The organism is Cryobacterium sp. Hh11 (assembly GCF_004404045.1).
Lineage (GTDB): Bacteria > Actinomycetota > Actinomycetes > Actinomycetales > Microbacteriaceae > Cryobacterium > Cryobacterium levicorallinum.
On the sequence record NZ_SOHF01000019.1, the window covers coordinates 197,545 to 211,379 of the forward strand.

The following is a 13,835-nucleotide window of genomic DNA, read 5'->3' on the forward strand; positions in this document are numbered from 1 at the left end:
CATATGAGTACCGCAGGCGACGCGCGCGTCCAACCGCCCGCCCCGCGTCTCAACCGCAACGAGCGGAACCGCCTGGTGGTCGAGAACCTGCCCCTGGTCGGCTACTTGGTCTCTGAGGTCTGGGCTAAAGCCCGGCACCTGTCCCGGGACGACCTCGCCTCGGCCGGGTCTGTCGCCTTGATCACATCGGCGGATTCCTTCAACCCGGCCCTTGGCATCCCCTTCGGCGCTTTCGCCCGCCGACGCATCATCGGTGCCTTCGCCGATGAGATGCGCTCAAGCGACTGGGCCAGCCGCTCCGCCCGTCGCCGCATCAAAGAAACAATGGGCGCACAAGAGGCGCTTTCGGCCGCTCTCGGCCGCAAGCCCAGCATCGACGAGATCGCCTCCGCCCTCGGAGTGGATCGGGACACCGCCGTGGCCGGCCTCACCGATGCCGCCCGCACCGTCTCTACCCTCGACGAGACAACTATCGATCTCATCGTGGCCGACATTATGCTGCCCGAAGAGGCACTGCTGGCCGAAGAGCAGTCCGTCTACCTGCGGGCATCCGTTGCGGCCCTGCCCGACAGCATGCGCCGAGTGATCGAACAGGTCTACTTCGAAGACCGCTCGGTCAAAGACATCGCCGCCGACCTCGGCACCACCCACTCCGCCGTCTCCCAGACGCGCGCCGAGGGTATTCGTCTGCTGCGCGACGGGCTGGGCACCCATTATGCCGACGATGCCGAGGCCATTCACGTGCCGCAGTCCCGCATTGCGCCGGCGCGCCGGGCTGCCTACCTCGCTCGGCTTGCCGCGACGGCGAATGGCGATATCGCCCGGGCAGCGGATGCCCGCGAACTCGAATACAAAAGCGTCGCCTCGTAGCCGGCCGGCATCAGAATTTCTCCGCGAGTTTCTGCAGTCTGCTAACGGATGCTCCGCGAGGGTCGATAGCTACGAACGCAGGCCCATGGATGGGCCCGCGTACCGAAACCCACTCACGGAGGATTCATCATGGGCATGCAAGTCAACACCAACCTGGTCGCCAACAACGCGTACCGCAACCTCAGCAACACCCAGAACGACCTGAGCAAGTCGCTCGAAAAGCTCTCCAGCGGCCTGCGCATCAACCGCGCTGCCGATGACGCGGCCGGCCTGGCCATCTCGGAAGGCCTCAAGTCGCAGGTTGGTGGCCTCACCGTCGCCGCCCGTAACGCCCAGGACGGCATCAGCGTTCTGCAGACCGCAGAAGGCTCGCTCAACGAGGTCACCTCCATTCTGCAGCGTATGCGTGACCTTGCCGTTCAGGCCGGTAACGACTCGAACAGCGAGCAGTCGCGTGACGCGATCACCACTGAGGTCGTTGCCCTGAACGCAGAGCTCGTGCGCATCAAGGACTCGACGAACTTCAACGGCACCAAGCTGTTGGATGGTGCCACCACGGCAAACCCGACCAGCGTTTTGAACTTCCAGGTCGGCGCGGATGGAAATTCGGCCAGCCAGATCGGGGTTAGCCTCGCCTCCAGCGATATCGGTCTGGTGTCGGACGCGCTCAAGTTCGGCACTGAGCTCGGCGATACCCTGTCCACAACCCGACTCGATGTCAACACAGCTACCATTCTGGGTGACCCCACATTTGCTGTTGCCGCAAAGACAACACCAGCGGTCGCTGCGCATGTTGGAACTGCCGAACTGCTCTTCACGACCGGCAACACCACAATATCCGTCGGGATCGACACCGACATCACAAACAAGGAGGAGCTCGCTGCAGCGCTCAATGCGGACGCAGACTTTGCCGGTTCTTACACGGCAGACTACAGCGAAGTCCGCGATGCTACCGGAACCGTTACCTCGACATCGCTGGTAGTCACAGCACGAGACATAGCGACCGAGGCAAACGACCCTACCAGCACACGGGCCATTGCCATCAGCTTGCGAACCGCTGAACACCTGGAAGCAACAACCCAGACCACAACCACGCAGAACGGAACGGCTCAAACCGGTGGCGTTGAATCGAGGACCGCGATTCTGCTGGGCTTCGACACCGCAGCGAACGCTCAGGCGTCCATCTCCGCGATCGACGCCCAGATCACGGCCGTCTCCACGGCCCGTGCCGAGCTCGGTGCGTACCAGAACCGCTTCGAGAGCGTCATCAAGAACCTGGCCGTCTCGAAGGAAAACCTCACCGCTGCCGGTTCGCGCATTCGCGACACCGACATGGCTTCCGAAATGGTCAACTTCACCCGCGCCAACATCCTGGCCCAGGCCGGTACCGCCATGCTCGCGCAGGCGAACCAGTCCAACCAGGGCGTGCTGCAGCTCCTGCAGTAAACCGTCCGGCTCAGTCTGAGCTAATTGCATCGGTCGCCCCGCGCGACCATACCCGGTGGTACCGCGACGCGTGTTGCGGTACCACCGGTTCTCACCACCCCGAACGGGCTCGACACCGGGCCGCACGCTTTGCCTCAGCAGCTCAAAAGGAGCCAGCATGTCGCTTGCCATCGACGGCCTTGTCAGCGGTCTGGACACCACGTCCCTCATCAACTCGCTCATGCAGCTCGAGGCCGTGCCTCAGTCGCTGCTCAAGAGCAAAGTCTCCGAGTCACAGACCTTCATCACTGCCCTGCAGGGGCTGAACTCCGCCGTTGCGAGCCTCGCCACAACCGCAGCCACAGCCGCCAAGAGCGATTCGCTCGATCTCTTCTCCGCCAGCAGCAGCTCCAGCAAACTCACCGCTACCGTGGCCACGGGCGCGAGCGCGAGCCAAATCGACATCGTCGTCGACCGCACGGCGCAGAGTCAGGTCTCGGTCTCCGACGCCATGCCCTCCTGGCCGGGGGCCAACTTCACCATCACCAGCGCCTCGGGCGGGTCGACCTTCATCGGTGCGAGCTCGGGCAACCTCGACGACGTCGTCGCGGCGGTCAACTCGGCCGACGCCGGCGTCAAAGCGGTCAAGGTGTCGGCCGGTACCGTCGATGGCGTGCCGCAGTTTCGTCTGCAGTTCACGGCGACGAGCACGGGCGCCGCCAGCGCTTTCACCATTACACAGCCGACCAATGGCACAGCTGCCACGACAGACCCTGCAATGACCGGTCTCACCACCACTCGTACCGCAGAAGACGCAGCGGTGACGCTCTGGGCCGGCACTTCGGCCGCGCAGACCATCACGTCATCGACAAATAATTTCGAGAACCTGCTTCCCGGTGTCTCGGTCACCGTGAGCGGGGCGTCGACCGACCCGATCTCCCTCACCGTAGCCCGCAACACCTCGGGGGCCAGCAAGATCGCCGAGACCCTGGTGAGCTCGCTCAACACGGTGTTTGCCAACATCTCCACCAAGAGTGCTGTGGTGAACAGCACCGACAGCGGTGGCAATCCCATCGTCTCGGGCGGCGTCTTCACCGGCGACAGCAGCGTGCGCGATGTCGGCCAGCGCCTACTCCTGGCCGCATCGATGCCCGTGAACGGCAGGTCTCCCTCGGAGATCGGCATCAGCATCACCCGCAATGGCACCATGGAGTTCGACTCGGCGAAGTTCTCGGCCGCCTTGATCGCCGACCCCGAGGCCGTGCAGGCAACGCTCACCGAGATCGCCAGCAGGGTTGAAGCGGCCGCCAAGTCCGCTTCGGACAAGTACGACGGCCAGATCACCTCGCGCATCACCGGCCAGGAATCCATGGTCAAAGACCTCGGCAGCCAGATCGAGAACTGGGACCTGCGACTCGCCTCGCGTCGCTCGGGCCTGGAGCGCACGTACTCCGCTCTTGAAGTGCAGCTGAGTGCTCTCAACTCGCAGCAAGACTGGCTCACGTCGCAGATCGCCTCACTGCCCAGCTACAACTCGGGCAAGTGATCTAAGCCGTGTCGCATCCACTCTTTCAGCGCAACCCGTTTCGCATGGTGACGCCCGTTCCACGCCCGGCACAGCCAACGCCGTTGCCCGTCGTGCCGCGACCAGTGGCTCAGTTGTCATTCGGTGCGCGCCCCGTGCCTACTCCAGGTCTGTCAGATGCTGCGCGCAGTCAACGCGCCCGGTATACCCGCGACGCCGTGCTCTCGGCCAGCCCGGCGCGCCTGCTCACCATGCTATATGACCGACTGCTGCTCGACCTCAATCGGGCGGAGTCAGCGCAGCTCGCCGAGGATTGGGCGACGGCGTCGAACAACCTCATTCACGCCCAGGCCATTGTCTCTGAGCTGGCCTCTACCCTCAAGGTTGAGGCATGGAATGGGGGAGCCGGCCTGTTCGCCCTGTACACCTACGTCTCCAACGCACTGATGGGTGCCAACACTCTGCGCGACGTGCGCCGCACCCGAGAGAGCATCGCCCTGCTCGAACCGCTGCGCCAGACCTGGCATGAGGCCGCCGATCTGCTCGCCGACGCGCCATCGCGCACCGTCGTTCCCGGCGGGGACCTCGGAATTGGCTAACCACGCGGCAGCGCACCAGCAACCAAAAGCGCCAACCGTGGTCAATGACGTGGAAGCCATCGTCGAGATCAGCCCGGTCGATTCCCCGGAACACCGCAACTGGTTGCTGGTGCTCGAGCAGATGGAGTCTGGCCTTGATCGGGCCTCCCGCACGGCAACGCTCGGTCGGCTGGCTACGGTGACCGCCGTGGTGACCGCCGCGGCCGCTGAAGAATTGGCCGCTCCGACACCGTCAGTCGAATGGAAGCTTCCGTTGGCCGAATTAGGCCAGATTCCTGCGGAGTTGGTCGAGCGTGCCCGCGACGTGCTCATCAACCAACAGAAGCTGATCGGCGAGATTCACCAGGCCCGATCGGCGATCGCTCTGCACCTCGCTGCGGTACGTACGGTGCAACAGGGAACCGGGCAGTCCATCTACGTGGATGTGACCAGCTGACTCGGCCGGCACTGATTCGCTTGGTGTGTGACGATCCCGACTGAACCAGTCGAATATCTGTTTTGCCTTTTCTCGGAGAACTCCTAACGCAGTGTCGTAGTCGGCCGATAGGTTTTTTCGAGCATGGAACGCTCGAACATGCAGGCCACGGACAGGCCGCCGATTTTTTGACGACGAAGTGAGTCTCCGTGCTTGAATCCGTGACATCCTCAGCCATGGCTAGTGCGCTTGACGGCTTGGCCATGCGGCAGCGTGCTATCGCCAGCAATATCGCCAATGTGAACACGCCGGACTACCATGCCCAGCGTGTGACCTTTGAGAGTGCCTTGGCCCGCTCAGTGGAAGATGGCAGTGGTCGAGTCGCGCCAACGACCGAGCGCTCGCTCGAGCCCACCCGCCTCAACGGCAACAACGTGAACCTCGATACCGAGACGCTCAGTAACGTCGATACCGTTCTGCGCTATCAATTTGCTGCCCGGGCCGTGGAAGGCCCATTCACCTCCCTGCGAACAGCGATCAAGACCAACTGATGACGTTCGACGCGATCGGAATCGCGGGCTCGGGCCTCACCCTGCACCGCAAATGGCTCGACGCGGTTTCCGACAACATGGCCAACGCGAACAACGTATCCGCCATGGACGACGACGCCTTTCAAGCGCGGTACATTCTCGCCCAGCAGGGCCAGAACAGCGAGGGGGCCTATGTGGCGGGCACGGTGTACGGCGATGCAGCGGGGCGCGTGGTCTTCCAGCCCGACCATCCGCTCGCCGATGAGGCCGGTTACGTGCGATATCCCGACGTGGATCTCGGAGAACAGATGGGCATGCTCATCATGGCCCAGCGGGGCTACCAAGCGAATGCGGCCGTAGTCGACCGCGCCAAGACAATGTATGAATCAGCTCTTCAGATTGGTCGTTCCTAATGCCGCTCAGCGCCGTCAACATGGTCACAGCGACTACCGGCACCGGGTATCTGCCCTCCGTCACCAGCGCCCAGAACACGCAGTCGACCGATGGCTCAGATTTTGCCAGCACTCTCGGTGGGGCCATGGAGGGGCTGCAGCAGCTGCAATCGACCTCCAACACGCTCGCCATCTCGGCCGTCACGGGCGACCTCAACGACATTCACAACGCCACCATTGCCAGTTCGCGGGCCCAGGTGACTCTCGAACTGGTCTCGGCCATCCGCAATAAGGGCGTCGATGCCTTCACTGAGATTATGCGGATGCAGGCCTGATGCCCGCTCCGATCTCCGCCGCCTTCGGCCGTTTCGGGCGCGCTATCCGCGAATTCACCGTCGCCCAGCGCACGGTTGCCATCATCGGCATTGCCGTTCTCGTGCTGGGAATTGCAGCATTAGCGATGTGGGCGGTCAAGCCCAACTACACGCCGCTGTTCTCCGGGCTGAGCGGTGCAGACGCGAGCACCATCGTCGAACAACTGAGTACTGACGGCGTACCCTATGAACTCAGCGACGGCGGAGCGACCATTCTGGTGCCCGAGGCTGACGTCTACGACCAGCGACTCAAGAGCGCTGCTGCCGGCCTCCCGTCGGACAGCACGGGGGGATACTCCCTCCTCGACACGATGGGTGTGACCTCGTCGGAATTCCAACAGTCGGTTACCTACAAGCGCGCCATCGAGGGCGAGCTGGCCCGCACCATCAGCTCCCTCGACGGCGTACAGACTGCCTCGGTGCGTCTGGCGATTCCTGAGGCCAGCGTGTTCGTCTCGGAGACCAACGACCCGACGGCATCCGTCTTTGTGCAGACCAAGAGCGGTGTGACCCTCAGCAGCAGCCAGGTGCAGGCCATTGTTCACCTCACCAGTGCGTCGATCGACGGCATGAAGTCGTCGGACGTAGCCGTCGTCGACGCTGCCGGAACCGTGTTGTCGGCCGTAGGCGTAGGAGCCACCGGTACGGCCGGCCAGCAGGCCTCTGACTACGAAACCCGTGTGAGCGGGGCCGTGCAGACCATGCTGAACCGGGTTGTCGGGGCCGGTAACGCGACCGTCGTCGTGACGGCCGACATGAGTACGGAGTCGGCCTCGCGCGTTGAGGAGGTGTTCACGACCCCTGAGGATGCACCGGCGCTCACCGAGACGGTCGACACCGAAACGTACGCCGGTACCGGGGGAGGCGCCGCCGGCGTTCTCGGGCCGGACAATATCGCCGTGCCTGACGGTGCAACCGGTGACGGCACCTTTGCGTCGGAGTCAAGCGTGCGCGACAACGCCATCAACAAGGTCACCGAATCGCGGACCATTCCCGCCGGTGCTGTCACCCGCCAGACGGTGTCGGTGGCGATCAATGCCGACGCGGCCGCCAACGTCAACCTCGCCGACCTCACTGCCCTTGTTTCGACGGCGGCCGGTATCGACGTGATCCGCGGCGACGCCGTCACGGTCGAGGCGATCGCCTTCGACACGACCGCGGCCGACGCTGCCGCCGCGGCCATTGCCGAGGGGACCGCAGCCGAGGCGTCAGCCCGACTGGTCCAGATGGTGACCGTGGGCATCATTGCTGTGTCAATTCTGCTGGCCATTGTCGCCGGTCTCGTGATCTACGCACGACGTTCCAAGCGGATGAGCCGCGAAAGCCTCGACATCGGCGACCTCGCCGGCGAACGGGGCGCCGTCGGGGCGCCGACCGTGGCACTCAGCCTGGGCAGCGGTGATCTTCTGCCGGACCCGACCCCAGTTCTTGCCGCCATCAAGCGTGAACCATCGATAACCGATCAGCAACGCGCCGATATCGACGAACTTGCCCTGCGCGACCCGCAGAAAACCGCAGAATATCTGCGACGACTCATGGACGATCGGGAACTCGTATGACCGGGCAGGTAGTCGCCGACTCTGCTACCGACGAGACCGTTGCGATAGCAGCGTTCGTGGCGGCAACGCCGAATCTCACCGGCAGCCAGAAAGTAGCCGTCGTGCTGCTCAATATGGAGCGCACTCGGGCCACGTCGGTCATGAAGCAGTTCTCTGACGTCGAGGCCGAGGCGATCGCCGCCGAGATCGTGCAACTCAGCCGCATCGACGGAGTTGTCGCGGCGTCGACCATCAATGAATTCCACGGCATCACCGTGGCGGGTGGGCAGCTCGCCCGTGGTGGTCACGATTTCGCCGTGGGTCTGCTCGAGGCATCGTTCGGTGCGGAGCGCGCCGCCGGCGTGATGACCCGGGTCGCCACATCGATGGCCGGCAAGGCCTTTGAATTTCTCGACGCCGCCGACCCCAGCCAAGTACTGTCACTACTCGACGGCGAGTTGCCACAAACAATTGCCCTCGTGCTGGCTCATTTGCGGCGTGAGCAGGCTTCCGCGGTCTTCAGCGGCATGGACCCTGAACTCCGCACTGAAGTGGCCCTGAGTATCGCGAGCATGGGCAGCGCGGCACCGGAAGCCGTGCGCACCGTCACCGATATCCTCAAGCTCCGGGCTGGTTCCTTCGTCGGCTCCCGTGAAGCCCTCGAGGTTGCCGGCGGCGTTCAGCCCCTGGTCGAGATTATCAACCGTACCGATGTCGCCACGGAACGTGCTCTGCTCGAAGCCCTCGACCTGCGTGACCCCGAACTTGCCGTCGAAGTGCGCTCCCACATGCTCACCTTCGTCGACATCATCAAGCTCGACAGCAGGGACGTGCAGAAGGTTCTGCGTGGTCTCGATACGAAGATGCTCTCGATCGCAATGAAGGGTGCACCCGAGGCCGTCGTCGAGGTCATCCGCGCGAACCTCTCGGAGCGCAACCGCAGCATCCTCGATGACGAAGCCAGCCGACCCGGAACGATCCGCATGCGTCAGATCGACGATGCCCGTGCCGAGATCGTGCGCGCCATCCGCAGCCTTGAGGCCCAGGGCCTCATCACCGTGCAACGCGGGGAGGAGGAGATCTTTGAGAACTAACGGTGCCTTCTCCAGTCTGTCCTTTCCCGAGCTGTCGGCCAAGATCGACGTCGACCAGGCCGCGCTCGATCATGCCCGCGGACATGCAGCGGGGTACACGGAAGGACTGCGAGCCGCAGCCGTGGAAGTCGCCGCCCAGGCGGAATTCGCGCGGGCGGAACAACGAGCCGCGTTGGTGGACATCGAGCAGCAGCTGGCCACCCGGGTTGCGGCACTGGCCGTAGCGAGCCGAGCTATTTCGGCAACGGTGTTTCCGATCCTGTCCGAGGCCGAGAGCATGCTCATCGTTGCCGCCGTCGATCTCGCGGAGGCGGTGCTTGCGACCGAGCTCGCTTCGACCGGTTTCGACGGCGCTCGTCAGGCACTCGATCGAGTGCTCAACGACCTCGAGAACATCGAATACGCCGACCTGCACACGGTGCGTATGCACCCCGCCGACCTCGCCGACATCGAACCGAAGGACCGTCTGGCAACGGGCGTCACCTTCATCGCCGACTCGGCTCTGGCGCGCGGCGATGCGATCGCCGAGTTTCCCGACGGCATTCTCGACGCCCGAATCGGCACCGCTTTCGCTCGGGTGAAGTCCACGCTCCTCGCCGGGTTGCCTCGATGACCGCGACTACACTTTCGAATCGCTCCGCCGTCACTGTGGATCGCGGCGACGGTTGGCAACCACGCCTGCGCGTAGCGACGGCGTCGACTCTCGCTCGCCCGGAACGCCTGGGAGTGGTTTCGACCTTGGTCGGGCTCGGTGTCGAGGTTCGTGGCATCCGTGCCGCCATCGGCGACTTTGTCGTGCTCGGGGACGACACCGGGGTTGATGCTGAAGTGGTTGCGATCACGCGGGAGGGCATCCGCTGCATGCCGCTGGGAGTCACCACCGGTCTCACGGTTGGCTCCGCCGCACGGTCGGCCGGCAATCCGCAGCGCATTCCGACCGGTACGGGACTCTTTGGTCGGGTACTGGATGGTCTCGGCCGGCCGATTGACGGCAGGGGACCGCTCGTGAGTGGGCCGCGGGTGGGTTTCGACAATCGCAGTCCCTCGGTTATGCACCGCACTCGCATCGACACTCCGTTGCATCTTGGAGTGCGCGCGCTCGATACCCTCACAACGGTGGGTCGTGGACAACGTCTGGGTCTTTTTGCGGGTTCCGGAGTGGGAAAGTCTTCACTTCTGTCGATGATTGCGCGCGGCACCGAGGCCGAAGTGTCGGTGATCGCCCTGGTCGGCGAGCGTGGCCGTGAAGTACGCGAGTTTCTCGAAGACGACCTCGGCGCTGAGGGCCTCGCCCGGTCGATTGTGGTTGTCTCCACCTCCGACGAACCGGCCATGATGCGTTTGCGTGCAGCGTTCACAGCAACACGTATAGCTGAGTCCTTTCGTGACCAGGGTGCCCACGTCATGCTCATGATGGATTCCATCACCCGGGTTGCTATGGCGCAACGTGAAATCGGTCTCTCCGTCGGCGAGCCACCCGCCACGCGCGGCTATCCACCGTCGACGTTCTCCGTGCTGGCGCGACTCCTCGAGCGGGCGGGAACGGCCGAGACCGGTTCGATTACGGGAATCTATTCGGTGCTCGTCGACGGCGACGACCACAACGAGCCCATTGCCGACGCTGCTCGGTCAATTCTCGACGGACACGTCGTGCTCGACCGCAAACTCGCCGTGGCCGGTCATTTTCCGGCGATCGACGTGTTGGCGTCGATCTCTCGAGTGGCGTCCAAGGTGAACCCGAGCGAGCGAACGCAGCTGGCCGCGCAGCTGCGTCAGGTTCTGGCGGCACGGAGCAACGCCCAGGACCTGCTCGACGTCGGTGCCTATCAGCCCGGCACCAACCCGCTCGTTGACGCTGCTGTCATGCACGAGAGCGCCATCAACGCGTTTCTGCAACAGCGAATGGATGACCAAACGCCGGCGGCTATCGCCTGGGACCGACTCGGGCAGCTCACCGGAATCCTGGGGATGCGTTGATGCAACGACTTTTTCCCCTGGCCGGACTGCTACGCCTGCGCCACCTGGAGCAAGACCGCGCTGCGGGCGAGCTCGCCGAAGCCCACCACCGATCTCGCCTGCTGGAGGACCGGCGCGCCCGCACGCGCGAGCAGTTGCACGGCTCCCTCGGCAACCCCACCAACGTCAGGGGTCTCAACGCTCTTGCGGCCGCGCGAGCATCGTCGCGCAGCATGCTCGCCGACCTTGATGCCCTGGGCCGCACCCATGCCACCGCATTGGCGAGCGCACAGGCCGCATTCGCCACCGCCCGAGCCGCTTCCATTGCCTTGGAAAAGCTCGAGGTTCGCCACACCGAGGCTGTGCGTGCTGAAGACCTGCGCGATGAGCAGGCCGTGCTCGACGAGATCTCGGCAACGCGTTGGCACCGAGACCGAACCGAATCCGAGACCGAAGGGAGAGACGCATGAGCATGGTTGACGCCATGGGGCGAATCGATCAAATCCAGGCCCGCCTCTTGCAGCTCGCACAGGGACAGAATGTGCGCGCCCAGGCTGCTGCGCCGGCGACGAGCGCCTCGGCCACGACGTTCGCCTCGAGCCTCTCTGACGCGATGGCGACGTCGGGAGCGACGGCGGGTTCAACCGTTGCAAATCCCGCCGCTGTGGTCGGAAGTGACGTGGCCGCGGCCGCCCAGAAGTACCTCGGAGTGCCCTACGTGTTCGGCGGTGAAGACGCTTCGGGTATGGACTGTTCGGGACTCGTGCAGAAGGTCTTTGCAGACCTCGGAATCGAGGTTCCACGACTGGTCTCCGGGCAGATGACGATCGGCACCGAGGTCGCATCCCTGGCCGAGGCCCGACCGGGTGACCTCATCGTCACCGGCGGTGGCGACCACATTCTCATCTATGCCGGCGATAACAAGGTCATTCACGCGCCGTATCCCGGCCGTTCTGTGTCGCTCGTCGACGCGTACATGACGGATGCCCAGATCACCACAATCCGCCGGGTCGTACCCGCTGAGGCGACCGCGGTTGCCGCCTCCTCGAGGGGCGCCAGCACAGATATCGTCACGGCGGCGCTGGCAGCGCTCGCCCGGAATGGAGCATGATGAACAACCAGCTTGGACTGCTCCGCCAGTCGGCCGTGCCAGCGGGATCGTCGACGGCGCCCAGTACCCTCGGTCGGAACGAGCCGAAAACGGGTGGGGGCGAGATATTCGGAACGGCGATGCGCGATGCCGTGGAGACCGCCCAGGCCTCACGTCGTGATGTGCACCAGCAGCAGGCCTTGGCTACCCGAAACGCGGTGGCAGTGCGCGAGCGCTTGACGAGCGATGCCTACACCGCGCGCGCTGCGGCATCCGATTCGATGCGCAGCCAGCGCTCGGCGGCGTCGGAGACGGCCGCAGTGACGCACGTACGAGCGGCGGAACGGGGAGAAAGATCGGCCGACCGCGCACGATTGGAGTCTGCTGAGAACGAACCGTCCGACAGCACCGGTGGGGCCGCGCCGGTCTCTGAGGCACCGACGAACTCACTGGCGGCGCGTATTGCCGAGCCTGAGCCGGCATCCGTACAGGCTGCTTTCCCGCTGCCCGTGGCCGATGAGGTAGACGCAAAGAACTCGGCCCTGATCCCGCCGGCGTCGTCGTCCACGTCGCTCCAGGCGCTCGACGTGCCGGAGATGTCGGAGCGCGCTGCCGTCGCGCCCACGGATACTCGTGCCGATGCGAGTGGGGCATCCGTTCTGACGACTGCTGAAGGCGCCGACGCGACCCAGGCGACGGGCGGAGGAACCGCCGTGGCAACGTTGGCCGCAACCGCGCCTGCCGTTCGTGCTGCGGTGCCGATGGCCACCACTCGTGGTGGCGACCAGACCGGCAAGGCATTTGGCGCTGCAGTGCCGACCCCGGCATCGACTGCTGCTGCTGCTGCTGCTGCTACCGCTGCGCTACTCGCTGGCTCGGCGCCGGCGCTGGCCGTCAACCCTGACGCTCCCGTCGCTCCAGCACCAGCACGCGACACGTCGACCGCGTCGGCAACAGTGCCGCCCGTGCTCGCGACAGCTACCGGTGCAGCGGTGACCACCGCTGTTCCGTTGATCGGCGGCGACGCCGTTACGGCGCCGTCGACGGCACCTGCGGCGAACGTCGCGGTTGTCATGCCTGCACCCGCCTCCCTGTCAGCCGCGACCGCGGTCGCACCGGTTGCAGCAACCGCTCCCCAGCCGCCCGCTTTGGCCGCGCAGGTCACTCGGGCGCTGTTCACCCTCGTGGGCGTGGCACCGGGTGAGCACACCATGGTGGTGAAGGTCACCCCCGAGAACCTGGGGCCGCTCACGGTTCGGGCCCACATCACGCCCGACGGAATGCGACTCGAGCTCTTCGCGCCGACCGAGCAGTCTCGGGAAGCCCTGCGCGCGCTCTTGCCCGATCTGCGTCGCGACGTTTCCGGTTTCGGAGCGAACGCCCAACTCGACCTCTCTTCAGAGAATGAACCGGAACACACCGATCGCGGTCCTGGAGATGACCGGCCGGGCGAGCGCCGCCCAGGCGGATCAGAAGCGGATGCCCCGCGCACCTCCTCCATTCGCACCCTGCCGTCCGCCCTATTCGGACCGACATCAACCATCGACGTACTGGCTTAAGGAGCCCTCATGACCATCACCTCCATTGTGGGCAACTCGGCCTACACCCCGATCGACCTCACGACCGAGACCACTCGCACTCCCAGCCAGAGCATGGACTCGGAGGTGTTCATGTCGCTGCTCGTCACGCAGCTGCAGAACCAGGACCCGAGCTCGCCGATGGACACCAACGAGATGCTCGCTCAGACCACCCAGTTGGCGATGATGGAAAAGATTACGGAGATGACGGCAACCAACCAAGAGAACTTCTCCCTGCAGATGCGGATCGCCGCTGCCGCCCTGATCGGACAGCAAGTGGCCTACACCGCTTCTGACGGCACCGAGATGACCGGAACGGCCACCGCCGTGTCCTACGCCGGTCCGGTTCCGCAGGTGACGGTTGGCGACAAGTCCGTTGCCCTCGACACCATCTCCGGCGTCACCTCTGCGCCAGCGACCGACGCGGCCTGAGCCCCCCGCACGACCAGC

At 64.7% G+C, this 13,835-nt stretch carries 16 protein-coding genes; all 16 read left to right on the forward strand.

What is annotated here, in order from left to right; all coding sequences use genetic code 11:
- Positions 1-3: 3 nt before the first annotated feature.
- The 16 genes from E3T46_RS09180 to E3T46_RS09255 all read left to right on the forward strand — a co-directional run bounded on the left by E3T46_RS09180 (position 4) and on the right by E3T46_RS09255 (position 13,817).
- A complete protein-coding gene (locus E3T46_RS09180; protein WP_134578315.1) occupies positions 4-870 on the forward strand; it encodes a sigma-70 family RNA polymerase sigma factor in 867 nt (288 codons plus the stop codon).
- Between the two features lie 129 nt (positions 871-999).
- Positions 1,000-2,316 carry a flagellin gene (locus E3T46_RS18710; RefSeq protein ID WP_134578316.1) on the forward strand — a complete coding sequence of 439 codons (1,317 nt, stop codon included), beginning with the start codon at positions 1,000-1,002 and terminating at the stop codon, positions 2,314-2,316.
- Between the two features lie 157 nt (positions 2,317-2,473).
- Positions 2,474-3,841, forward strand: coding sequence for a flagellar filament capping protein FliD (gene fliD / locus E3T46_RS09190; protein WP_134578317.1), 1,368 nt, complete (start codon positions 2,474-2,476; stop codon positions 3,839-3,841).
- 134 nt (positions 3,842-3,975) lie between these two features.
- Positions 3,976-4,419, forward strand: a complete 444-nt coding sequence (gene fliS, locus E3T46_RS09195; RefSeq protein ID WP_241980564.1) for a flagellar export chaperone FliS — start codon at positions 3,976-3,978, stop codon at positions 4,417-4,419.
- Between the two features lie 37 nt (positions 4,420-4,456).
- Complete coding sequence (locus E3T46_RS09200) at positions 4,457-4,855, forward strand: hypothetical protein (protein WP_134578318.1); 399 nt, start codon at positions 4,457-4,459, stop codon at positions 4,853-4,855.
- Positions 4,856-5,043: 188 nt separating this feature from the next.
- Positions 5,044-5,385 carry a flagellar basal body protein gene (locus tag E3T46_RS09205; protein ID WP_134443157.1) on the forward strand — a complete coding sequence of 114 codons (342 nt, stop codon included), beginning with the start codon at positions 5,044-5,046 and terminating at the stop codon, positions 5,383-5,385.
- Positions 5,385-5,777, forward strand: a complete 393-nt coding sequence (locus E3T46_RS09210) for a flagellar basal body rod C-terminal domain-containing protein (protein ID WP_134578319.1) — start codon at positions 5,385-5,387, stop codon at positions 5,775-5,777. The genes E3T46_RS09205 and E3T46_RS09210 overlap by 1 nt, the downstream gene beginning before the upstream one ends.
- The gene (fliE, locus tag E3T46_RS09215; protein WP_134471746.1) at positions 5,777-6,091 is read left to right on the forward strand and encodes a flagellar hook-basal body complex protein FliE; all 315 of its coding nucleotides are present in this window, start codon (positions 5,777-5,779) and stop codon (positions 6,089-6,091) included. The genes E3T46_RS09210 and fliE overlap by 1 nt, the downstream gene beginning before the upstream one ends.
- Positions 6,091-7,689, forward strand: a complete 1,599-nt coding sequence (fliF, locus tag E3T46_RS09220) for a flagellar basal-body MS-ring/collar protein FliF (protein ID WP_134578320.1) — start codon at positions 6,091-6,093, stop codon at positions 7,687-7,689. The genes fliE and fliF overlap by 1 nt, the downstream gene beginning before the upstream one ends.
- A complete protein-coding gene (fliG, locus tag E3T46_RS09225; RefSeq protein WP_134578321.1) occupies positions 7,686-8,762 on the forward strand; it encodes a flagellar motor switch protein FliG in 1,077 nt (358 codons plus the stop codon). Before fliF ends, fliG begins: the two co-directional genes overlap by 4 nt.
- Positions 8,752-9,375: a FliH/SctL family protein gene (locus E3T46_RS09230; RefSeq protein ID WP_166790230.1), complete on the forward strand. Its 624-nt coding sequence runs from the start codon at positions 8,752-8,754 to the stop codon at positions 9,373-9,375. The genes fliG and E3T46_RS09230 overlap by 11 nt, the downstream gene beginning before the upstream one ends.
- Positions 9,372-10,739 (forward strand): FliI/YscN family ATPase, encoded by a 1,368-nt coding sequence (locus tag E3T46_RS09235; protein ID WP_134578323.1) that lies wholly within the window; start codon positions 9,372-9,374, stop codon positions 10,737-10,739. Before E3T46_RS09230 ends, E3T46_RS09235 begins: the two co-directional genes overlap by 4 nt.
- A complete protein-coding gene (locus E3T46_RS09240) occupies positions 10,739-11,188 on the forward strand; it encodes a flagellar FliJ family protein (RefSeq protein WP_134578324.1) in 450 nt (149 codons plus the stop codon). Before E3T46_RS09235 ends, E3T46_RS09240 begins: the two co-directional genes overlap by 1 nt.
- Positions 11,185-11,829 (forward strand): C40 family peptidase, encoded by a 645-nt coding sequence (locus E3T46_RS09245; protein ID WP_134578325.1) that lies wholly within the window; start codon positions 11,185-11,187, stop codon positions 11,827-11,829. Before E3T46_RS09240 ends, E3T46_RS09245 begins: the two co-directional genes overlap by 4 nt.
- On the forward strand, positions 11,826-13,367 hold the full coding sequence (locus E3T46_RS09250) for a flagellar hook-length control protein FliK (protein ID WP_134578326.1): 1,542 nt from the start codon (positions 11,826-11,828) through the stop codon (positions 13,365-13,367). The genes E3T46_RS09245 and E3T46_RS09250 overlap by 4 nt, the downstream gene beginning before the upstream one ends.
- A gap of 9 nt (positions 13,368-13,376) precedes the next feature.
- On the forward strand, positions 13,377-13,817 hold the full coding sequence (locus E3T46_RS09255; protein WP_134578327.1) for a flagellar hook capping FlgD N-terminal domain-containing protein: 441 nt from the start codon (positions 13,377-13,379) through the stop codon (positions 13,815-13,817).
- The last annotated feature ends 18 nt before the right edge of the window (positions 13,818-13,835 follow it).

Coding starts and splice junctions, on each gene's coding strand:
- E3T46_RS09180 (WP_134578315.1), top strand. CDS start 4: ATGAGTACCGCAGGCGACGCGCGCGTCCAACCGCCCGCCCCGCGTCTC.
- E3T46_RS18710 (WP_134578316.1), top strand. CDS start 1,000: ATGGGCATGCAAGTCAACACCAACCTGGTCGCCAACAACGCGTACCGC.
- fliD (WP_134578317.1), top strand. CDS start 2,474: ATGTCGCTTGCCATCGACGGCCTTGTCAGCGGTCTGGACACCACGTCC.
- E3T46_RS09210 (WP_134578319.1), top strand. CDS start 5,385: ATGACGTTCGACGCGATCGGAATCGCGGGCTCGGGCCTCACCCTGCAC.
- fliE (WP_134471746.1), top strand. CDS start 5,777: ATGCCGCTCAGCGCCGTCAACATGGTCACAGCGACTACCGGCACCGGG.
- fliF (WP_134578320.1), top strand. CDS start 6,091: ATGCCCGCTCCGATCTCCGCCGCCTTCGGCCGTTTCGGGCGCGCTATC.
- fliG (WP_134578321.1), top strand. CDS start 7,686: ATGACCGGGCAGGTAGTCGCCGACTCTGCTACCGACGAGACCGTTGCG.
- E3T46_RS09235 (WP_134578323.1), top strand. CDS start 9,372: ATGACCGCGACTACACTTTCGAATCGCTCCGCCGTCACTGTGGATCGC.
- E3T46_RS09240 (WP_134578324.1), top strand. CDS start 10,739: ATGCAACGACTTTTTCCCCTGGCCGGACTGCTACGCCTGCGCCACCTG.
- E3T46_RS09245 (WP_134578325.1), top strand. CDS start 11,185: ATGAGCATGGTTGACGCCATGGGGCGAATCGATCAAATCCAGGCCCGC.
- E3T46_RS09250 (WP_134578326.1), top strand. CDS start 11,826: ATGATGAACAACCAGCTTGGACTGCTCCGCCAGTCGGCCGTGCCAGCG.
- E3T46_RS09255 (WP_134578327.1), top strand. CDS start 13,377: ATGACCATCACCTCCATTGTGGGCAACTCGGCCTACACCCCGATCGAC.